The following is a 20,890-nucleotide window of genomic DNA, read 5'->3' as shown; positions in this document are numbered from 1 at the left end:
TATCGGATGAAACAAATCTTGTTGATCACCGACGGTTGTTCCAATGTAGGTGCAAGCCCGGTGCTGGCAGCGGCGGAAGCACGTGAAGAGGGAATTACGGTCAACGTGGTCGGTGTTATTGATTATGGAACCATTGGTGAGCTGGGGAGTCGGGAGATCGAGGATATTGCCAAAGCCGGAGGTGGAATCAGTCAGATCGTAGGCACCAGGCAGCTTGCGCATACGATGCAGATGATGACAAGAAAAACGGTGGTATTCAACAGGCGGTTAATAGAGAGTTAACACAAATTCTGGGAGAGCACGAGCCCAAAACGGTAACAGACCTTGAACCTGCTAAACGTGCGCAGGTCGTTGAAGTGATGGATGATATGGCCGAGACAACGCCACTTCAGGTCGTTCTTCTCATTGACGTAAGTGCCAGTATGAAGCCGAAGCTTGCTGCTGTGGAGGAAGGGATTCGGGATTTAATGCTTAGCTTGCAGGCACGTATGGGTCAGAGCCATCTTTCCGTCTTTCATTTTCCTGGACGACACAGCGGAGAAGAAGCTGTCATGGACATCGACTGGACAGCTGATCTGAGCCGTGTTCGTTCACTATTTGGACGTTTGCAAATGAAGGGAGCGACGCCGACAGGTCCTGCGATTCAAAGGGTGATTGATTTTTACCGTTATGGTACACTGGAGGGACAGCAGGAAATAGAAGGGAACTATCGCATTGAAAGAGAAGGGATGCTCGGTGACAACGTTGTCTGACGCCTCTTTCCCGCCAGGAACAGTCATCACAGGGAAATGGAATCGCAGCCGTTATACGATTCGGAAGCTGCTGGGCAAAGGAGCCAACGGCATCGTTTTTCTTGTCCAGCGGGGTGAGAATGGCAAACATTATGCGCTTAAAATGGGATTTGACCCTGTAGATCTGCAATCAGAAATTAATGTGCTCAAATCTTTTCAATTACAGCGTAATCATGAGGCCCTTCGGCAGAGTGGTATTCCTTCTTATCTGAAAGATGTGGATGATTACGCCATTCGTGGTCGTGATATTCCCTTTTATGTGATGCGTTACGTTCGGGGGGAATCTCTGCACCACTTCATTCGGCGTCAGGGAACGGATTGGACACTTCTGGTTGGACTCAGACTATTGCAGAAACTGGCTCAATTGCATCAGGCTGGATGGGTGTTTGGCGATCTCAAACCTCAAAATGTACTGGTATCGGATTATGGGCAGGTAGAACTTATCGACTATGGTGGAGTGACTTCTATCGGCCGGAGCGTCAAGCAGTTCACTGAATGGTATGATCGCGGATTCTGGAATGCGGGCAGCCGAACAGCAGATGGTACCTATGATGTGTTTGCTTTTGCGCTATTATTGATTCATGTACTTGAAGCTGATGCACTCAAAGCGCTGGCTGCAGAAGGGTTACCCCAACTGCGAAGTGTGAACCAGCTTACAGCGCTTGTGGAGCGCAGCGAACGTCTTCGCCCCTTTCGAAACTGGACTATTCAGGCATTACGAGGTCAGTTTCAGGATGCCGGACACGCGGCTAAGGTCTGGAGAGAGATGATGGCACGCCCTTCTCCTCTTCGTCGACGTTCCAAAAGTACAACACCGCGTTGGCTCAAAAATGCATTTGCTGTATCCGTTATATTACTTATTGGGGTACTCATCTATGCACTGCGATTCTGACCTGTGAGCGTGCATATACATAACGTAAGGAATGAGGAACAGGTATGGAGGCTTTACGCTGGAACAAGCTGGTGAATAACGTGCTGGATGCAGCGGAAGAGCATCAGTTATGGGTTCCCGGGGATCGGATTGTCGTCGCAGTATCGGGCGGACCGGACTCGGTAGCTTTTTTGCATATCATGCATGAGATCAGTACCAGGCATGTCCCGCTGGAGTTGATCTGCGCCCATGTACATCATGGTTTTCGGATTGAATCCGATCATGAAGCCGAGATGATGAAGGAACTTGCGCACCGTCTTGGCATAGCATTTGAATGGGTGAAGGCCGATGTACCTTCTTATATGAAGCTTACCGGTCAAGGTCCTCAGGAGGCCGCGCGTAACAAACGATATGAGTTTTTGCATGAAGTGGCTGCCAAATACGATGCGGCAAGCATTGCACTGGCCCATCATGCCGACGATCAGGCAGAGACGGTTATGCTTCATTTGCTGCGCGGTAGTGGGCTATCCGGACTCGCGGGAATGAAGTTTAAACGGCGAGAAAAAAATGTGGAACTTATTCGTCCATGCCTTCGTATAAACAAGACAGACCTTGTAGAAGCTTGTAATACCCAGGGTTTTCTGTATTTTAATGATGAAAGCAATTCCCTGCGTAAATATCGGCGTAATGCCATTCGCTTGGATGTGCTTCCTTTTTTGGGGCAATATAATGGGCAGTTGACGCCGTCTTTGAATCGACTTGCCGAAATCGTGGGCGATGAAGACGATTTCATGGAACAAGGTGCATATGACGCATACAGGTGTCTAGTGCAGGCGAACGGCGGAAGGCAAACCTTTGAGGTGCCTTCCTTTTTGAAGTTACATGTCGCTTTACAACGAAGGTTGATTAAACTAATATTGAATTATCTGCCTTTGGACAGTGATTTTGTCGACTTTACCCGTATTGAGACCATTCGCCGCAAGGTTATTCAGCCTGAAGCGACGACCTGGAGCCTGGATATAGGACAGACACTCGCCTGCACCCGGGAGTATGATCTGATCTCTTTCGGCGTACGGACTGACGTACAGGGTCAATCTTACGAATATCGTCTTGCTCAATCGAGCGGAACCTATGAGCTTTCTCTCACGGAAATCGACCGGCATGTTCGGCTCGTTCCGATGAGTCCCGAGGACTATCATGTACCAGAATCGGCGGATCATGCCGCATTTGATGCAGATCAACTGCTTATGCCGCTGGTTGTGCGTTCACGGTTACCTGGAGATACCATGAAAGTGATGGGATTAAACGGAAGCAAAAAGGTGAAAAATATTTTCATCGATGAGAAAATTCCCCCTTCTGTCCGTTCACGGGTTCCCGTGGTATGTGATGGAGCAGGCAATATCATCTGGTTACCGGGTGTTCGCCGGTCTAGTGTAGCTCCTGTAAGGGAGGATACTTCCGCAATCCTGTACATGACTGTAGGCGATTCAGCGATTCAGGGGTAGTGGTTATGGTTCAGGTAAGGCTTTCATATGTATAACTTAGGAGGTTCGCACAGTTGCAGAACGACATTCAGGAAGTATTGATCAGTGAAGAAGAGATTCAGAGTAAAATCAAGGAATTAGGCGCAACAATAAGTGCCGAATATGCAAATCGCAATCCTTTGGTCATTTGTGTGCTGAAGGGTGCGTTTATATTTATGGCTGATTTGGTTAAGAACATTACGGTACCTGTTGAGATGGATTTCATGGCAGTATCGAGTTATGGCGCTTCCACCAAATCATCCGGCGTGGTCAAAATCATTAAGGATCTGGATGAATCCGTTGAGGGACGCGAGGTTCTGATTGTAGAGGACATTATTGATAGTGGACTCACGCTCAGTTATCTGATCGAACTCTTGCAGAACCGCGGTGCTGAATCCGTCCGCGTGGTTACGCTATTTGACAAGCCTTCAGGTCGCAAAGTCGAACTTGAAGCCCATTACACCGGCTTTGACATTCCGGACGCATTCATCGTTGGCTATGGCCTGGATTATGCGGAGAAGTACCGGAACCTCCCTTACATCGGGATTCTGAAACCGGAAGTTTACAGCAACTAATGCTTAAGCTAGTTCCAAGCCCATATCTGTTGGTGGCTTCTGTTGAGAAGCCATGTTGGGCTATGTTAAAATAATTAAAGTGTCTCGAGAGGAGGTAGGGGATGAATCGGTTCATCCGGAATTCTGCTTTTTATTTGATTCTTTTTTTAGTTGTGGTGGGGATAGTCCAGTTCGTCAGCAATGGCGGCGAAGCCACCGATAATCCTAGATATGATCAGTTGCGCGCGGCGATCAAGGCCAATAACGTCTCTGAATTGACGGTTCAATTCAACGGTCAGACGTACCTCGTGACCGGTCAATACAGGGAGACGCCTGACGGAGCCAAATCAGAAAATTTCTCAACGTATATTCCTCCTACGGATGAGGCAATTAGTGAGCTTGTAACTGCAAGCGAAACGAACAAATTCCAATATCATCAGGAACCTATGAAAGGTGACAGCATCTCTGTTGACGTTGCTGACTTCCTTTATTCCTTTGATCATTATGTTCCTGCTGTTCTTCTTCCTGTTTAATCAGGCTCAAGGCGGCGGCGGTAAAGTAATGAACTTTGGTAAAAGCCGTGCTCGTCTCTATAACGAAGAGAAGAAACGGGTTACATTTGAAGATGTTGCGGGTGCTGACGAAGAGAAGCAGGAGCTTGTTGAAGTCGTGGACTTCCTCAAGGACCCTCGTAAATTCGCAGCAGTAGGTGCACGGATTCCTAAAGGCGTATTGCTTGTGGGTCCTCCGGGTACAGGTAAAACCTTGCTCGCTCGTGCTGTTGCCGGTGAAGCGGGTGTACCATTCTTCAGCATTTCCGGTTCTGACTTCGTTGAAATGTTCGTCGGTGTCGGTGCATCTCGTGTACGTGACTTGTTTGAAAATGCGAAGAAAAACGCCCCATGTATTATCTTTATCGATGAGATTGATGCTGTAGGACGTCAGCGTGGTGCTGGTCTTGGTGGTGGTCACGACGAACGTGAACAAACACTCAACCAGTTGCTCGTTGAAATGGACGGATTCGGAGCCAATGAAGGTATTATCATCGTTGCTGCAACGAACCGTGCTGATATTCTGGACCCTGCCTTGCTGCGTCCAGGACGTTTTGACCGTCAAATCACGGTTGATCGCCCTGACGTGAGAGGTCGTGAAGCGGTTCTGAAAGTACACTCACGCAACAAACCACTCACCAAAGATGTGAAGCTGGACATTATTGCGAAGCGTACTACCGGATTCTCCGGTGCAGATTTGGAAAATCTCTTGAATGAAGCGGCATTGCTTGCGGCACGTCGTAATCGTAGAGATATTTCCATGCGTGAGGTAGACGAAGCGATTGACCGTGTCATTGTGGGTACGGAGAAGAAAAGCCGTGTTATCAGTGACCGTGAAAAACGTATTGTTGCTTATCACGAAGCAGGTCATACCATTGTAGGTTACTTCCTGGAACATGCCGATATGGTACATAAAGTTACCATTATTCCGCGCGGACGTGCGGGTGGATATGTAATCATGTTGCCAAAAGAAGATCGTATGCTTGTAACTAAGCAAGAATTGCTGGACAAAATTACTGGACTCCTTGGCGGCCGTGTTTCCGAAGAACTCTTTATCGGGGAAATCGGTACCGGTGCATACAGTGACTTCCAACAAGCTACGGGTATTGTCCGTAGCATGGTTATGGAGTATGGTATGAGTGAGAAGCTGGGACCTATGCAGTTCGGTAGTTCGCAGGGACAGGTATTCCTGGGTCGTGATATCGGTCACGAACAGAATTACTCAGATTCCATCGCTTACGAGATCGATCAGGAAATGCAGCGCTTTATTAACGAATGTTATGAGAAGTGTAAAGACTTGCTCGTTAAACATTCCAAAGAAGTGCATCTGATCGCTCAAACGTTGCTGGAAGTGGAAACATTGGAAATGGATCAGATCAAACAATTGATCGAGACCGGTTCCCTGACTCCAAAAGATGAAAACAGCAACGATGGCGAAGGTACGCCTAGCGAAGGCGGAGAAGCGATCATCGACAACATCGGTGATGTACGTGTCCGTATCCAAGGCAAAGATGAAACGCCTGAGCCACCAGCCGGAGATATTCCTAACGAAGCTCCGAACCTGGATAAAGGAAACAGCAATGACCCAGATGATGGTGGAACGAAGCCAACGTCTTAATTTATAACACCATCTGCCTATCGTGGCAGATGACTAAAGAGAGCCTTCGGGCTCTCTTTTTTTATGTATTCCTTCAAATTGTATAGATAATGATAACCGGGAGCTTTAGGGCGAACCACGTAGGAAATGGGCGGTTATGTCCTTGTTCTGGGGCGTTTTCATTTATTGACAGAGTCGTGAACGTTGTGTACATTAGGTGTTAAACCGCTTGTGATTCGTTTCTCAAGCGAAAATAACGACTTGGATTTGCCATATAAAACAGCGTAGAGGCTGTTCCGATAAGGAGAGGATCACAGGTGGAAGCTCTGGCTTTAGAGCGCAAGGCTGAGATGAACCGGGAGCTGCGTGAGCGGCTGATGGAGTTGAAGAAGGAACGGAATGCCATTATTCTTGCCCATTATTATCAACGTGACGAGGTACAGGAGGTCGCTGATTTCCGAGGAGATTCGTTTCTGCTTGCTCAGAAGGCAGCGCAGACCGATGCGGATGTTATCGTTTTTTGCGGGGTTCATTTTATGGGTGAAAGCGCTAAAATTCTTGCTCCTAACAAAACGGTTATTATTCCCGACGAGCGTGCAGGCTGCCCAATGGCAGACATGGTGAACGTTGAAGGCTTACGTAAATTGAAAGCACAGCACCCGAATGCCAAAGTTGTAACGTACATCAATTCTTCAGCTGAGATCAAGGCAGAGACCGACATCTGTTGTACATCGGCCAATGCTGTCAGAGTCATTCAATCTGTTGATTCCGATGAAATCATCTGGGTACCGGATAAAAATCTGGGACATTATGTGCAACAACATACAGACAAGAAAATGATTATCTGGGAAGGTTACTGCAATACCCATGATATGCTGACGGTCAAAGACGTGGTTGAAATGAGAGCGAAGCATCCAAATGCCGAGTTTGTTGTTCACCCAGAATGTCGTCCTGAGGTTGTAGAGATGGGTGATTTCGTAGGTAGCACAACCGCCATTCTGGAATATTGTAAAAATTCATCCGCTAAGGAATTTATCGTAGGCACTGAGGATGGTACAGGATACCAACTGCGTCTCGATAGCCCGGACAAACAATTCCACTTTGCTACCAAGTTCCTTGTATGTCCGAATATGAAGGTCAACAACTTGAAAAAGCTGGTTAAATGTCTCGAAACGATGAAGCCGCAGATTTACGTGCCACCGGCTGTTGCTGACAAAGCCAGAGAATCACTAGAGCGCATGTTACTGGTGAAGTAGCATGCGCTACTCTTGCTCCAAGACAGGTGAAATAACATGATACCGCAATATTTAGTGGATTTTGATCTGTCCGCGCTGCCGATGGTGGAGACGGATGTGCTGGTTATTGGTTCAGGCATTGCTGGTTTGTTTACTGCGATCAAGGCGAGTGAACAACGCAGTGTGTTGATGATCACGAAGAAGTCGTTACTGGAAAGTAACACCCGGTATGCGCAGGGTGGCATTGCTGCGGTTATTGCTGAGGATGATTCACCTGCCTATCATTTGCAGGATACACTTGTTGCCGGAGCGGGATTATGCCGCTCCGAAGCAGTCGAAGCATTGGTGAACGAGGGCCCGGACGGCGTGAAAGAACTGATTCGACTGGGTACTTTGTTTGATCTGGAGAACGGCGAGTTGGCGTTGACGCAGGAAGGTGCGCACAGCCACCGCCGTATTTTGCATGCCAATGGCGATGCAACGGGATATGAGATTGTGCGTGCATTGGCTGCGCAGGCGAATGAACATCCCGGGATTGAAGTGTGGGATGAGCATTTTGTCATTGACCTGATTACAGAGCAGGGAGAATGTGTAGGTGCGTTGGTTCAGAAGGCTGACGGTTCGCAAGTATTTGTGAAGGCAGAGGCAACCGTATTATGCTCTGGTGGGGCTGGACAGTTGTACCGATATACCACTAACCCGGAAGTGGCTACAGCAGATGGTGTGGCGATGGCCTATCGTGCCGGAGCGGTTGTCCGGGACATGGAGTTTATCCAGTTCCACCCGACCTCCCTTTGTTATCCGGGAGCCCCACGTTTCCTGGTGTCCGAGGCTGTTCGTGGCGAAGGAGCCTATTTGCGCAATGTGAAAGGCGAGCGCTTCATGGAGCGCTATCATGCACAGCTTGAACTGGCACCACGGGATATCGTCGCCCGGGCCATTGTCAGTGAGATGGAATCGACAAACAGTACGTTTGTATATTTGGATATCACTCATGAATCGGCGGAGATGATTAAGCATCGGTTTCCTACTATCTATGAAACATGTATGCGGTACGGACTGGATATGACCACAGACTGGATTCCTGTCGCTCCTGCTGCACATTACATGATGGGTGGAGTGAAGACCGATCTTAGCGGGGAGAGCAGCATTGGCCGGTTATTTGCCTGCGGTGAGGTATCCTCTACTGGAGTACATGGTGCTAATCGCCTGGCAAGCAACTCTCTGTCTGAAGCCATCGTCTTTGGCGGGAGAATCGTGGATCGCATTCAATCCCTTCCTCCGCTTGCTCCACTGCAGTCAAGGGTTCCCGCATCAACAAGCATTCGCAGGAGTATAAAGGAAGAGCAGAAGCCGGTGTCCGAAAAACGCTTGCGTCTGCAAAAAATGATGGTACGTCAAGTGGGGTTGCGCCGGAATGGCGTTAACCTGCAAGCAGCAATAGAGAAGCTGCAACAAGAACTGCAATTTTTTGATCAGAAGTTTACTCACAAAGAAGAGATGGAATATGCCAACTTGTTGACCTGTGCCTGGTTGGTTACCACTGGAGCATTACACCGCGAGGAAAGTCGGGGAGCCCACTATCGTGAGGATTTCCCGCAGCGTGACGATGCCGTATGGCAGAAGCATAGTCTGCAGCAGCGAGAACAAGCGATTGTGGAGGAATTGATGTCATGATACTGAACGGATATAATGAAGGACTCATCGAATCAATCAAAAACTGGCTTCGTGAGGATGTCGGTGCAGGGGATGTCACAACAAGTGTGACGATTCCCGCTGGCAGTCAGTCCAAGGCCGTTATACATGCCAAAGACAATGGAATCATTGCAGGAATTACGGTAGCAGAACTCGTGTTTCAGGTAGTGGATTCTGACCTTGTGTTCACAGCGATGGTAAAAGACGGTGACGCAGTTACCCGTGGTACGATTCTTGCAGAGGTAGAAGGGAGCACACATAGCTTGCTGACAGGAGAGCGTCTGGCTCTTAACCTGCTTCAGCGTATGTCTGGTATCGCTACCCGCACACGTACCTATGTTGATGCGTTGGAAGGCCTTTCTACACGACTGGTCGATACTCGTAAAACAACACCGGGACACCGCCTGCTTGAAAAATATGCAGTGCGGGTTGGTGGCGGAGCAAATCACCGGTTCGGCCTCTATGATGCCGTCATGATTAAGGATAACCACATCAAGGGCGCAGGCGGGATCACTGAAGCGGTACAGCGTGCCCGGGCCGTCATTCCGCATACAATGACCATTGAAGTCGAGACCGAAAACCTGGAACAGGTCAGAGAAGCCTTGCAGGCTGGGGCAGATATCATTATGCTGGATAACATGCACCCAGATCGGATGCGTGAGGCCGTCGCTCTTATTCGTGAGCAGGCTCCGCATGTGAAAGTTGAGGCATCGGGCAACGTCTCGCTAAATACCATTCGTGGTATTGCAGAGAGCGGAGTGGATGTAATTTCAGTTGGCAGGTTAACCTACTCTTTTGAGAGCCTGGATATCAGCCTGGATTTAAACGAAAAGAAAGAGGGGTGAACCTCTTTGATTCTTGTGGTAGACGTGGGCAACAGCAACATCGTACTCGGTGTGTATCAAGGCCGGGAGTTGCTCCACCATTTTCGCCTGAGCACATCCCGTCAGTCGACAGTGGATGAATATGGCGTAATGATTTATAATTTATTTCATATGTCGGGTATTTCAACACGCGACATTGAAGGTGTGATCATCTCATCCGTGGTTCCGCCGTTGGTGAATGTGATTGAAGCCATGTGTGAGAAATACGTAGGCAAAAAACCGCTACTCGTTGGGCCTGGTATTCGAACCGGCCTGAACCTGCGGTATGAGAATCCTCGTGAAGTTGGCGCGGATCGCATTGTTAATGCAGTAGCAGCCGTTGAGAAGTACGGCGGCCCTCTCGTTGTGGTCGATTTCGGTACAGCGACCACATTTGACTGTATTGACGAGAAAGGAAATTATCTGGGCGGGGCTATCGTACCTGGCATCCATATTGCAACCGAAGCGCTCTATGAACGGGCGTCCAAGCTACCTCGCATTGAATTGGAGAAGCCCAAGAAAGTCATTGGTCGCAACACCATTCATGCGATGCAGGCCGGCATTATTTATGGTTATGCAGGACAGGTGGACGGCATTGTGGAGCGTATTCGCGAGGAAATGGGAACCAAACCCAGAGTTATTGCAACTGGTGGCCTTGCCAAGCTGATTGCAGAAGAAACACGCAGCATCGAGGAAGTGGATCCGCTGCTTACGCTTGAAGGGCTGCGTATCGTTTATGAGCGAAACCGGGAAAGGTAAGAACAGAGACGGCAAACAGCGGGCTGAGATTACAGTCTTATATGTTATGCCGTTTTTTCTATAACTGGCGATTACGCCAAAGGAGGCTGAATGACTTGGAAAACAACAACAAACAAGACCGGTTGATTCGCGGTACAGCAATGAACGGACGGGTTAGGGCCTTTGCTGTTCAAACGACGGAACTGGTTGAGGAACTGCGCAGAAGACATGATACGTTTCCCACGGCTACAGCAGCTATGGGGCGTACGGTTACAGCAGCATCCATTATGGGTGCTATGCTTAAGGGAGAAGAAAAGCTGACGATTCAAGTCAAAGGCGACGGTCCCATTGGACAGATTGTTGCCGATGCTAATGCGAAGGGTGAAGTTCGTGGTTATGTAAGCAATCCACATGTACATCTGCCGAGCAACAGTATGGGTAAGCTGGACGTTGCTGGCGCAGTCGGAACAGAAGGATTCGTGAACGTAACCAAGGATCTGGGGCTGAAAGAGCCTTATCGCGGCAGTGTACCGATTATTTCGGGAGAACTTGGCGAAGACTTTACGTACTATTTTGCCAAATCGGAGCAGACGCCTTCTGCTGTAGGCGTTGGTGTACTGGTGGATACCGACAATTCGGTTATTGTAGCCGGTGGATTCATTGTGCAGTTGCTTCCAGGTTTAACGGATGACGAGATCACCGTGATTGAAAATGCCATTGGCACAATGCCACCAGTGACGTCTCTGCTGGCTGAGGGGCTTGAACTGGAAGCACTGCTTCGTCGCGTACTGCCTGATGTACAGGTCATGGACGAAATGGATATCCATTTCCACTGTGAGTGTTCACGTGAGCGGGTAGAGAAAACGTTGATCAGTCTGGGTCAATCTGAAATGGAACAATTGATTGAGGAAGAAGGCCAGGCTGAAGTAGTCTGCCAATTTTGCAATGAGGCTTACGATTTCAACAAGGAACAACTTGAGACCATCCTAGAGCAAGCCAAGAACTGATTTTATGCGGGGATGGGACGCGGAATGACAAGACAGGAAAAAGGGTTATGGACGGCTGTAATTGTCTTGACGCTTGGAATGCTGGTAATGGGTTCGGTTATGGTTGTGCAAGGCTTACGGAATGGACGTGAAGGAGCAGATTCACCTCAGGATACCAATCAGGAAGAGGGAAATGCGGTAGCAACGATCAATGGGGAGGTCATCACCAACAAGGAATGGACCGATGCATTGAAACGGCGCTATGGCAGTGAATTGCTGCTCCAGATGCTCAATCGCAAAGCTGTATATGCGGAAGCACTCGATCGTAATCTGACGGTGACTCCCAAAGAAATTGCGAAGGAACTTGCCGCGGCGACGGATGGATATGATTCGGAGAAGGCTTATTTTGACGAAATGCAGTCTCAACTGGGTTTATCCAGGCAAGATCTTGAGTTGGAGGCGGGATACCGACTTCTGCTTGAGAAAATTGCGACGAGCGGTATTCAGATTAAGGATGCAGATATCGAGCATTACTGGACCGAACACCATGAAGACTATGTTTCCCCAGAGAAATATGATCTGTCTACCATCGTATTGAAGGAAGAGGAACAGGCTGAGTCAGTGCTGGATGCGCTCGACAAGGGAGCAGACTTTGAAGAAACCGCACGTAATGAATCGACAGACAGTTACTCCCGTGATGCGGGCGGTCGTCTGGGATGGATCGAGCAGAACGATCCGTTTCAGTCCGAAGCACTCCTCAAACTTGCAGCTCAACTGGACGTTGGCGATATTGCAGGGCCGGTGAAGGTGGAAGAAGGCTACGCGATCATTAAAATGAACGACAAACAAGAGCGTCAGGTGGAGCCTGCGGAAGAGGTTCGCGAAGAGATTCGGATGCAGTTGGCTCTCAGCCAGGCCGATCCTTTGCCTCAGGTGGAGGAAAGGTTGCGCAACAAGTATGAGGCTGTCATCATCGCTGAAATTCCGGCATCCTGATTATCCTGCAAACGAATGTTCTGCTGCATCTTGATAAAAATACTCTGTCTACGGCCTTAGGGCCCAGGGCGGAGTATTTTTTTGAGTCCTCATATTGACAATGGGGTATAACGTTGATAAGATAAAAATAATCAAAAACCTACTCATTTACTCGGATTAAAACCATTTATATGAACAAAGAAATCTTCGGAAAACCCAGGTTCTGTCCGGTTTATTGCAGATGGAATGGACTCAGACGGATTTCCGTAGTTCTTTTATAACATCTAGAGGCTGCTCGGCCGCACATGTATGTGGCAACAGGACTTAAGTAGTATTCATCCCACTAAGGAGGGCATTCATATGGCTAAAGTAGTTAATAACGTAACAGAACTCATCGGAGGTACTCCGCTTGTTCGTCTGAACCGTATCGTACCTGAAGGCAGTGCTGAAGTGTTCGTGAAACTGGAATACCAGAATCCAGGTTCAAGCGTCAAAGACCGTATCGCGATTAGCATCGTGGAAGAAGCGGAAAAAGAAGGCAAGCTGAAACCCGGTGATACCATCATCGAAGCAACAAGTGGTAACACAGGAATTGGACTCGCTATGGTGGCTGCAGCCAAAGGCTACAAGTCTGTTATTGTTATGCCGGAAACGATGAGCATGGAGCGTCGTAACCTGCTTCGCGCTTACGGAGCTGAGCTTGTGCTCACACCGGGAGCCGAAGGTATGAATGGTGCAGTTAAAAAAGCTGAGGAATTGCTTAAGGAAAATCCATCTTATTTCATGGCTGAGCAATTTAAAAATAAAGCCAACGTGAAGATCCACCATGAAACGACTGGCCCTGAGATTGTTGAAGCCATTCAATCTGTAGGCGGTACGTTGGATGCTTTCGTTGCAGGAATCGGTACAGGCGGAACGATTACAGGTACAGGCCAAGTGTTGAAGGAATCCTTCCCTGGGATTAAAATCGTTGCCGTTGAACCAGCAGCTTCGCCAATCTTGGCAGGCGGCAAACCGGGCCCTCACAAAATCCAGGGGATCGGTGCTAACTTTATTCCTGAGATTCTGGATCAGGAAATCTATGACGAAATCATTCACATCGAGAATGACGATGCGTTCGAGACGGCTCGTCAGGTAGCGAAGGAAGAGGGCATTCTGTCCGGTATTTCTTCCGGTGCAGCTATCCGCGCAGGGCTGCAAGTGGCCAAACAGTTGGGTGCAGGCAAACGCGTTGTCGTGATTGTGCCAAGTAACGGTGAACGTTACCTCAGTACGCCACTTTACAACTTCGAAGCTTAAGTGTAACAAGTGATGAAACAAATCCTCCTTGCCCGCATGCCGGGTGTGGAGGATTTTTTGCTGAATGCTTTTAAAAGCAGCGGCGCTTTAGTATACTATCAGACAATAGAACTAGCGACAGATGGAGGGCGGCAAACCGCAATGACACACCTGATGACAACATACGCCGACTGGACAGAGTGGGCCGGAGAAGGTTGGACCATGATGCCGTATATAACTAAGTCGGATAAGGGACCGTATCATGGCGGTTTACCGTTAACGTGGGAAGCAGCCTGGCAGCAGGCGTCACCCTATGCAATGGTACTGGAGAATGGTAAAGGCGGAAGATATACCTTTCTGGGATTAAACCCGGTATCCGTTATTTCCGGCAAGGGCAACGAGGCTGTTATTCAAGATCTCATTCAAGGCGGTACCCAAACAGATAGTGGTAAACCACTTGAAGTATTAAAAAGGTGGGCTGCGCCATACCGTGCACCAAAGGTGAGCGGGGCTCCAGACTTTGGCGGTGGATGTGCAGGCTATCTGAGCTATGACGTAGCCAGATCCCTGGAAAAGCTGCCAAACTTGGCAGAAGACAACCCGGCTCTTCCGGATTATTGGTGGATGCGGTTTGAAGAAATATGGGCGTATGACCATGAGCAGCAGGCACTGTTCTGCATGGTTCATCTGGCTGTACGGCCGAATCAGGATGAAGCTCAGCTTCGCGGGCTGTACGCAGAAGCAGAAGAGCGAGCAGCGGCCATGCAGCAGCGATGGCTGCATATTTTGGGATTTGCCCAGGCGGAAGAGCAGCAGCAGGCATTGGAGCATCGTCATAGCCACATTCATCTCAGTGCGCAATCAGCGGATTCGGAGGGGGAAACGGAAGGATGGCATACTTCCTTTCCTCAAGAGGACTTTGAGCAGGCGGTACGCACAGTGCAGGAATATATCCGGCAAGGGGATGTGTTTCAAGTGAACCTGTCCCTGCGGCAGGAAAAACGTCTGAAGTCCAGTGCAGAACATATCTATGAATGGCTGCGTCTCGTGAATCCATCTCCTTATATGGGGATGCTGCGTAGTCCGGACTTTCAACTGGTGAGCGGTTCACCTGAATTGCTCGTCAAGGTGGATAATCGCAAGGTAAGCGCTCGTCCGATCGCAGGCACTCGGAGAAGAGGCCGAGATGAAGCTGAGGATGACTTGATGGCCGCTGAGATGCTGAACAGTGAGAAGGAACGGGCAGAGCATATTATGCTGGTCGATCTGGAGCGGAATGATATCGGTCGAATTGCAGCCTACGGATCAGTGCATGTGCCTGAACTGATGACGATCGAGAAGTATTCGCATGTCATGCATCTGGTGTCTCAAGTCGAGGGGACGCTGGCAGACGGACTATCGGTATTTGATGTGATTGCAGCGACGTTCCCAGGTGGAACGATTACGGGTGCACCCAAAGTTCGCACCATGGAAATCATTGAAGAACTGGAGCCTGTGCGTCGTGGACCGTATACAGGTTCGATTGGGTGGATGGACTACAGTGGCAATATGGAGTTGAACATCGTCATTCGTACACTTTCCATTAAAGATGGAGTGGGCTATGTACAGGCAGGAGCGGGCATCGTTATCGACTCCGATCCATATCGGGAATACAAGGAGTGCCGCAACAAGGCAAGAGCCATGATGAGGGCAGTGAACTACAGCGAGGAAGCGGAAGCCGTTAAATTAAAATAATCAAGCAGCCGTCCTGTGTGGACGGAAGAATAGGAGGAACAAAGATATGATACTGGTTATCGACAATTATGATTCCTTCACATACAACCTGGTTCAATATCTGGGTGAACTGGGGGAGACGGTGGAAGTTCGCCGTAATGATGAGATTGATCTGGCAGGCATTGAGGCGTTGGCACCTGATCATATTTTGATCTCACCGGGGCCTTGTACTCCGAATGAGGCCGGCATTAGTCTGGCGGTCATTGACCACTTCAAGGGCAGTATTCCGATCTTCGGCGTATGTCTGGGACATCAGGCGATTGGACAGGCTTTCGGAGGTAATGTTATTCGTGCGGACCGCATGATGCATGGCAAAACATCAGAGATGCATCATAATGGAACATCCGTATTTACCGGATTGCCATCTCCCTTCACGGCAACGCGGTATCACTCTTTGATCGTGGAGCGCAGCAGTCTGCCAGATTGTCTGGAGATTACGGCCGAGACGGCGGAAGGCGAGATTATGGGCTTGCGTCACAAGGAATATGCGATTGAAGGTGTTCAGTTCCATCCCGAATCCATCATTACGGATCACGGTCATCAAATGCTGCGTAACTTCCTGTCTCAGCAGGTAAAGGTATAGAGATGAAATATGCCGCGATAAACGGAGAATTGGTTAATATGGCGGCAGCCGTGGTTCCGGTGACGGATCACGGCTTTTTGTACGGACTTGGATTGTTCGAGACGTTTCGGACGTATCAGGGAGCCCCTTTTCTGCTGGAGCGTCATTTGGAGCGGATGGCTTCAGGGTGTCGTGAACTGGGCATTCCATTCACAGCAACAGCAGCGGAGGTAACGAACTGGATCAGCAATCTGTTGCTTGCGAATGAACTCCAGGATGCCTATGTGCGCTATACGGTATCTGCGGGCGAGGCTCCGCTCGGACTACCTTCAGGAGATTATGGGAAACCCAATCATATCGTATTGGCAAAAGCACTACCTGAACCCTCTCCATCTCTATATGAAAATGGGAAAATGCTTCAACGTCTGTCGACGCCCCGCAACACGCCTGAAGGAGAAGTGCGGTTCAAATCACTGCATTACATGAACAGCATTCTGGCGAAACGGGAACTGAACGGATACGGGCAGCATGTGCAAGGAGCGGAAGGGCTGCAACTAACCCGGGAGGGCTACATAGCTGAGGGGATTGTCAGCAATGTGTTCTGGGTGAGACAAGGCGTACTCTATACGCCAGCACTTGCTACTGGTATTTTGCCGGGAATCACCAGAGCCGTTGTACTGGAGCTTGCAGCTCAGCAAGGAATGCCTTGTCAGGAAGGGCTGTTCCCTTGGGAGGAGCTGTTGCAGGCTGATGAGATCTTTTTGACAGGGTCTGTTGCTGAACTCGTTCCAGTTACTATATTGCGGGATCAAGCTGGAACGGAAACGGTAATCAGCAGCGGACATATAGGCCCGGTTACAGAAGCACTTCTGGGTATGTACCGGCAGAAAGCGGGGTATACTTCATGACACTTACACCAGTCATTTATGAACGGAATTATGCGTGGGGGCCAGCGGAGCTAAAACTTGGCACACGTACACTTATTATGGGTATTCTGAATGTCACACCGGACTCCTTCTCGGATGGGGGACGTTATACCAATGTGGAGCGAGCGGTGGCTCACGCCATTCAGATGATGGAGGATGGCGCGGACCTCATTGATATTGGCGGGGAATCTACACGTCCGGGTTCAGATATCGTTGGTGCTGATGAAGAACTAAGCCGGATCATTCCGGTCATTGAAGCACTGCGGCAGCAGGCTCCACATATTCCGATATCGGTGGACACCTATAAGGCAGATGTCGCTCGTCAGGCCATTCAGGCTGGAGCACACATCATCAATGATGTGTGGGGTGCCAAGGCTGACCCGGAGATGGCACGTACTGCGGCAGAGCTGGGATGTCCTCTGATCCTAATGCATAACCGGCAAGAACGAGACTATACCAACTATTTGGTTGACGTAGTCAGTGATCTTCAAGAGAGTATACAGATTGCGCTAGAGGCCGGAGTACACCCCGATCAGATTATTCTGGACCCGGGCATTGGCTTTGTGAAGGATCTGAACGAAAATCTGGTGCTCATGTCATCGCTCGGGTTACTCAATGAGATGGGATATCCCGTTCTGCTTGCCACCTCGCGTAAAAGGTTTATCCAGAACACCTTACAGGTACAGGCAGATGATGCGCTGGAAGGTACGGCCGCTACGGTTGCTTTTGGCATAGCCCAAGGATGCCAGATGGTCCGGGTTCATGATGTGAAGCCGATTCGGCGCACGGTGGACATGTGTGATGCCATGCTGTATGCCTCTCCAGGCTTGCGGAGGAAATGATGTTGGCGGGTTCGGTGACCCGTCCAGTGAAAGCGCAGCGTTTTGCAACAGGAGCGAATTTCGAACCATGATTTCATTATATATAGAGGGCAGGCGGAACTTATGGATAGAATGGTAATGCATCGAATGGAGTATTACGGATATCACGGCGTATTTGCCGAGGAACGGAAGCTGGGGGCGCGTTATTATATTGATCTGGAGATCGATATGGATCTGGGCGAGGCTGGGCGTACCGATGATTTGACCAAAACCATCAATTATGCGGAAATCCATGAGCTGGTGAAACAGATCGTTGAAAATAAATCATTCCAGTTAATTGAAGCTTTGGGCGAACATATTGCATCTTCTTTACTAGACACTTATACTATTATCAATGCACTGACAGTCAAGGTGACGAAGCCACATCCGCCTTTTGATATTCATTTTGGGGGCGTGACTGTAGAGCTTCGCCGCACAAGAAAGTGAGAACCGATCATGATTGCACATTCGACCTCTGAATCTTCAGAGGCTTATATTGCTTTAGGGGCTAATTTGGGTGACCGGGAACAGACGCTGCTTGAGGCGTTAACGTTGCTGGATGCACATCCTCATATATCCGTCTTGCGCTGTTCTGCGTTGTATGAGACGGAGCCTGTAGGTTATGTGGACCAGCCAGCGTTTTTGAATATGGCAACTGCGGTACAGACTACACTTTTGCCGGAGCAGCTGCTCATGGAACTGCTGGATATTGAAACAAGGCTTGGGCGGGTTCGTGATATCCGTTGGGGCCCTCGTACAGTCGATTTGGATCTGCTTTGGATGGATGGAGAGACAAGTGATACCGAACGGCTGCAATTGCCGCATCCACGGATGGGTGAACGGGCGTTTGTATTGGTGCCACTGGCTGACATCGTAACCGAAGACGAGCATTCAGGTTTGTATGCCTTTGTACAATCATCGTTGTCTGTACTGGATGGAAAGGATGGAATACAGCTTTGGAAAACGTGCAATTGGCCAATCGAATCCGGGCTTTCCGGAAGCTGAAAGGTTTAACACAACAGGAACTCGCTGCTGAGACGGGCATATCTCTGGCCGTTCTGGGTATGATTGAACGAGGCAACCGCAAAGTAGTTGAACGGGAGTTGAATCTAATTGCCGGGGTACTGTCGATCAGTATTGAGGAATTACAGGGGAACTAAGGCCGCTTTTTACTAATTACCACAAGAAAACATCGTCATTATTCGTTTATTTTATACAGCAAGAAGTATTAAAGAATTAAAAACAACCAGGATTCATACAAGAGTCTCGGATTTAAAAAGGAGTGGGACGACTACCATGCTTAAAATTGGTGACATTGAAATGAAAAACCAGGTCGTACTTGCGCCGATGGCTGGCGTATGTAATCCGGCTTTTCGTCTGATCGCAAAAGAATTCGGAACAGGCCTCGTATGTGCGGAGATGGTGAGTGGCAAAGCCATTGTACATGGTAACAAGCGTACGCGTGAGATGTTGTTTGTCGATGAGCGTGAGAAACCGCTGAGCCTGCAAATTTGGGGGGGAGATCGCCAAGCCCTCGTAGAAGCAGCCAAAATTGTGGACAAAGAAACCAATGCTGACATCATCGACATCAACATGGGATGCCCTGTGCCTAAAGTGACGAGCTGTGATGCAGGTGCACGCTGGTTGCTTGATCCGAACAAAATTTATGAAATGGTATCCGCTGTAGTGGACGCGGTGGATAAGCCGGTTACCGTCAAGATGCGGATCGGCTGGGATAACGAGCATATCTACGTGGTTGAGAATGCACTTGCGGTTGAACGTGCTGGCGGCCAAGCGGTAAGTGTGCACGGCCGTACACGTGAACAGCTCTATACAGGCACAGCGGACTGGTCACACATCAAAAATGTAAAAGAGGCTGTCTCCATCCCGGTGATCGGGAACGGAGATGTATCTTCACCGGAAGATGCCCGTCGCATGTTGGATGAAACGGGTTGTGACGGAGTGATGATCGGTCGTGCCGCCCTGGGTAACCCATGGATGCTGTATCGTACCATTCAATACCTGAGTTCCGGCGAACTGCTTCCTGACCCGAATGGGGAAGAGAAAATTCGGGTTGCCATTTTGCATATGGACCGTCTGATTGCACTGAAGGGTGAGGCTGTTGCTGTTCGCGAGATGCGTAAACACCTGGCTTGGTATCTGAAAGGGCTGAAAGGATCTGCCCGCATCAAGGACGTTATTATGGAAGAAACCAAACGTGATGAGATGGTGCATATTCTGGAGAATTTTGTATCCCAGCTGCATATCGAAGGCAATCTGGAGTCAGAACCGGCACTAGCCGAAAATGCTTCCTGATCTCCTGCTGTAAAACGTTTACAGCTATAGGGGGCGTAACATTGACTTTTCGAGACCGTTCCCCTATAATTTCACAGTATAAATTCGCCATGTGCGTCATAAGGCTAGTGCATCAGGAGGAACGTTCTGTTTCTCCGGAGAACTTCATATAGTTTTGAAGATGTATGCGGGCGGAGCTCTGTAAACAGCACCGGTTCCGTTGCCGTGCAATCAAATTATTCCCATGACAGGAGAATCGGTTGAGATGAGCGATAAGGAAGTTATCCTTACACCAGAGGGACTTAAGAAGCTTGAAGAAGAACTGGAAATGCTGAAATCAGTGAAGCGCCGCGAAGTGGCTGAACGGATTAAGGTAGCCATCGGGTATGGAGATATTAGTGAGAACTCCGAATACGAAGACGCGAAGAATGAACAGGCATTCATTGAAGGCCGCGTTATTACGTTGGAGAAATTGCTCCGGAACGCACGGATTATCAACAGCGACGAGATCGATACCGAAGCTGTAAGCGTGGGTGCAACAGTCACTGTAGAAGATCTGGAATTCGGTGATATCACGGAATATACGATTGTAGGTACTGCGGAGTCCAATCCGCTGCAAAACAAAATATCGAACGAAAGCCCTGTTGGCAAAGCCATTCTGGGCAAGAAAAAAGGTACGGTTGTTGATGTAAGTGTGCCTGCTGGCGTAATTCAATATAAAATTGTAGACATCAAAAAGTAATATAAGCAATGAAGCAGTCGGGTACGGAGACAAAAGCTTCCTTAGGGAAGCTTTTTTCAACATTTGAGGCAGAAT

General features: G+C 49.0%; 19 protein-coding genes and 2 pseudogenes. All 21 read left to right on the top strand.

Annotation, left to right across the window (positions count from 1 at the left end):
* Nucleotides 1-6 precede the first annotated feature (6 nt).
* The 21 genes and pseudogenes from HW560_RS05100 to greA all read left to right on the top strand — a co-directional run bounded on the left by HW560_RS05100 (nt 7) and on the right by greA (nt 20,815).
* Nucleotides 7-752, top strand: a pseudogene (locus tag HW560_RS05100) (hypothetical protein).
* Nucleotides 736-1,683: a serine/threonine protein kinase gene (locus HW560_RS05095; protein WP_179262241.1), complete on the top strand. Its 948-nt coding sequence runs from the start codon at nt 736-738 to the stop codon at nt 1,681-1,683. Before HW560_RS05100 ends, HW560_RS05095 begins: the two are co-directional and overlap by 17 nt.
* Nucleotides 1,684-1,727: 44 nt before the next feature.
* A complete protein-coding gene (gene tilS, locus HW560_RS05090) occupies nt 1,728-3,167 on the top strand; it encodes a tRNA lysidine(34) synthetase TilS (RefSeq protein ID WP_090905199.1) in 1,440 nt (479 codons plus the stop codon).
* A 53-nt stretch (nt 3,168-3,220) separates the two neighbouring features.
* A complete protein-coding gene (gene hpt / locus HW560_RS05085; RefSeq protein WP_024633729.1) occupies nt 3,221-3,760 on the top strand; it encodes a hypoxanthine phosphoribosyltransferase in 540 nt (179 codons plus the stop codon).
* Nucleotides 3,761-3,861: 101 nt separating this feature from the next.
* Nucleotides 3,862-5,908: pseudogene (gene ftsH / locus HW560_RS05080) on the top strand (ATP-dependent zinc metalloprotease FtsH).
* Nucleotides 5,909-6,204: 296 nt separating this feature from the next.
* Nucleotides 6,205-7,143 carry a quinolinate synthase NadA gene (gene nadA / locus HW560_RS05075; RefSeq protein WP_024633731.1) on the top strand — a complete coding sequence of 313 codons (939 nt, stop codon included), beginning with the start codon at nt 6,205-6,207 and terminating at the stop codon, nt 7,141-7,143.
* 36 nt (nt 7,144-7,179) lie between these two features.
* Nucleotides 7,180-8,799 (top strand): L-aspartate oxidase, encoded by a 1,620-nt coding sequence (gene nadB / locus HW560_RS05070; RefSeq protein ID WP_179262239.1) that lies wholly within the window; start codon nt 7,180-7,182, stop codon nt 8,797-8,799.
* Complete coding sequence (gene nadC, locus HW560_RS05065) at nt 8,796-9,662, top strand: carboxylating nicotinate-nucleotide diphosphorylase (RefSeq protein WP_179262237.1); 867 nt, start codon at nt 8,796-8,798, stop codon at nt 9,660-9,662. Before nadB ends, nadC begins: the two co-directional genes overlap by 4 nt.
* Before the next feature lie 6 nt (nt 9,663-9,668).
* Complete coding sequence (locus tag HW560_RS05060; protein WP_090905191.1) at nt 9,669-10,439, top strand: type III pantothenate kinase; 771 nt, start codon at nt 9,669-9,671, stop codon at nt 10,437-10,439.
* A 95-nt stretch (nt 10,440-10,534) separates the two neighbouring features.
* Nucleotides 10,535-11,425 carry an Hsp33 family molecular chaperone HslO gene (gene hslO, locus HW560_RS05055; RefSeq protein ID WP_076292131.1) on the top strand — a complete coding sequence of 297 codons (891 nt, stop codon included), beginning with the start codon at nt 10,535-10,537 and terminating at the stop codon, nt 11,423-11,425.
* A gap of 24 nt (nt 11,426-11,449) precedes the next feature.
* Nucleotides 11,450-12,400, top strand: a complete 951-nt coding sequence (locus HW560_RS05050) for a peptidyl-prolyl cis-trans isomerase (protein WP_179262235.1) — start codon at nt 11,450-11,452, stop codon at nt 12,398-12,400.
* 339 nt (nt 12,401-12,739) lie between these two features.
* A complete protein-coding gene (gene cysK, locus HW560_RS05045; protein WP_179262233.1) occupies nt 12,740-13,678 on the top strand; it encodes a cysteine synthase A in 939 nt (312 codons plus the stop codon).
* Between the two features lie 141 nt (nt 13,679-13,819).
* Complete coding sequence (locus tag HW560_RS05040) at nt 13,820-15,391, top strand: anthranilate synthase component I family protein (RefSeq protein ID WP_090905249.1); 1,572 nt, start codon at nt 13,820-13,822, stop codon at nt 15,389-15,391.
* Nucleotides 15,392-15,437: 46 nt separating this feature from the next.
* A complete protein-coding gene (gene pabA / locus HW560_RS05035) occupies nt 15,438-16,013 on the top strand; it encodes an aminodeoxychorismate/anthranilate synthase component II (protein WP_079347471.1) in 576 nt (191 codons plus the stop codon).
* A 2-nt stretch (nt 16,014-16,015) separates the two neighbouring features.
* Nucleotides 16,016-16,900 carry an aminotransferase class IV gene (locus HW560_RS05030; RefSeq protein ID WP_090905183.1) on the top strand — a complete coding sequence of 295 codons (885 nt, stop codon included), beginning with the start codon at nt 16,016-16,018 and terminating at the stop codon, nt 16,898-16,900.
* The gene (gene folP / locus HW560_RS05025; protein WP_090905181.1) at nt 16,897-17,760 is read left to right on the top strand and encodes a dihydropteroate synthase; all 864 of its coding nucleotides are present in this window, start codon (nt 16,897-16,899) and stop codon (nt 17,758-17,760) included. Before HW560_RS05030 ends, folP begins: the two co-directional genes overlap by 4 nt.
* Nucleotides 17,761-17,862: 102 nt before the next feature.
* Nucleotides 17,863-18,225, top strand: coding sequence for a dihydroneopterin aldolase (folB, locus tag HW560_RS05020; RefSeq protein ID WP_090905179.1), 363 nt, complete (start codon nt 17,863-17,865; stop codon nt 18,223-18,225).
* 9 nt (nt 18,226-18,234) lie between these two features.
* Complete coding sequence (gene folK / locus HW560_RS05015) at nt 18,235-18,783, top strand: 2-amino-4-hydroxy-6-hydroxymethyldihydropteridine diphosphokinase (RefSeq protein WP_090905177.1); 549 nt, start codon at nt 18,235-18,237, stop codon at nt 18,781-18,783.
* Nucleotides 18,735-18,938 (top strand): helix-turn-helix domain-containing protein, encoded by a 204-nt coding sequence (locus HW560_RS05010; protein ID WP_090905175.1) that lies wholly within the window; start codon nt 18,735-18,737, stop codon nt 18,936-18,938. The genes folK and HW560_RS05010 overlap by 49 nt, the downstream gene beginning before the upstream one ends.
* A 136-nt stretch (nt 18,939-19,074) precedes the next feature.
* Entirely contained in the window at nt 19,075-20,094 is a 1,020-nt protein-coding gene (dusB, locus tag HW560_RS05005; protein ID WP_090905171.1) for a tRNA dihydrouridine synthase DusB, read from the top strand.
* A 244-nt stretch (nt 20,095-20,338) separates the two neighbouring features.
* Nucleotides 20,339-20,815, top strand: a complete 477-nt coding sequence (gene greA, locus HW560_RS05000; protein ID WP_076292137.1) for a transcription elongation factor GreA — start codon at nt 20,339-20,341, stop codon at nt 20,813-20,815.
* The last annotated feature ends 75 nt before the right edge of the window (nt 20,816-20,890 follow it).

It is taken from the genome of Paenibacillus sp. E222, from assembly GCF_013401555.1.
In the GTDB taxonomy this organism is placed as follows: domain Bacteria; phylum Bacillota; class Bacilli; order Paenibacillales; family Paenibacillaceae; genus Paenibacillus.
This window is presented reverse-complemented; position numbering and strand designations above follow the sequence as displayed.

Bases quoted from the DNA above. Each gene is read 5' to 3' on its own strand.
- folK (WP_090905177.1), top strand. From the start codon at position 18,235: ATGATTGCACATTCGACCTCTGAATCTTCAGAGGCTTATATTGCTTTA.
- HW560_RS05050 (WP_179262235.1), top strand. From the start codon at position 11,450: ATGACAAGACAGGAAAAAGGGTTATGGACGGCTGTAATTGTCTTGACG.
- tilS (WP_090905199.1), top strand. From the start codon at position 1,728: ATGGAGGCTTTACGCTGGAACAAGCTGGTGAATAACGTGCTGGATGCA.
- HW560_RS05040 (WP_090905249.1), top strand. From the start codon at position 13,820: ATGACACACCTGATGACAACATACGCCGACTGGACAGAGTGGGCCGGA.
- nadB (WP_179262239.1), top strand. From the start codon at position 7,180: ATGATACCGCAATATTTAGTGGATTTTGATCTGTCCGCGCTGCCGATG.
- greA (WP_076292137.1), top strand. From the start codon at position 20,339: ATGAGCGATAAGGAAGTTATCCTTACACCAGAGGGACTTAAGAAGCTT.
- dusB (WP_090905171.1), top strand. From the start codon at position 19,075: ATGCTTAAAATTGGTGACATTGAAATGAAAAACCAGGTCGTACTTGCG.
- HW560_RS05030 (WP_090905183.1), top strand. From the start codon at position 16,016: ATGAAATATGCCGCGATAAACGGAGAATTGGTTAATATGGCGGCAGCC.
- pabA (WP_079347471.1), top strand. From the start codon at position 15,438: ATGATACTGGTTATCGACAATTATGATTCCTTCACATACAACCTGGTT.
- folP (WP_090905181.1), top strand. From the start codon at position 16,897: ATGACACTTACACCAGTCATTTATGAACGGAATTATGCGTGGGGGCCA.
- folB (WP_090905179.1), top strand. From the start codon at position 17,863: ATGGATAGAATGGTAATGCATCGAATGGAGTATTACGGATATCACGGC.
- cysK (WP_179262233.1), top strand. From the start codon at position 12,740: ATGGCTAAAGTAGTTAATAACGTAACAGAACTCATCGGAGGTACTCCG.
- nadC (WP_179262237.1), top strand. From the start codon at position 8,796: ATGATACTGAACGGATATAATGAAGGACTCATCGAATCAATCAAAAAC.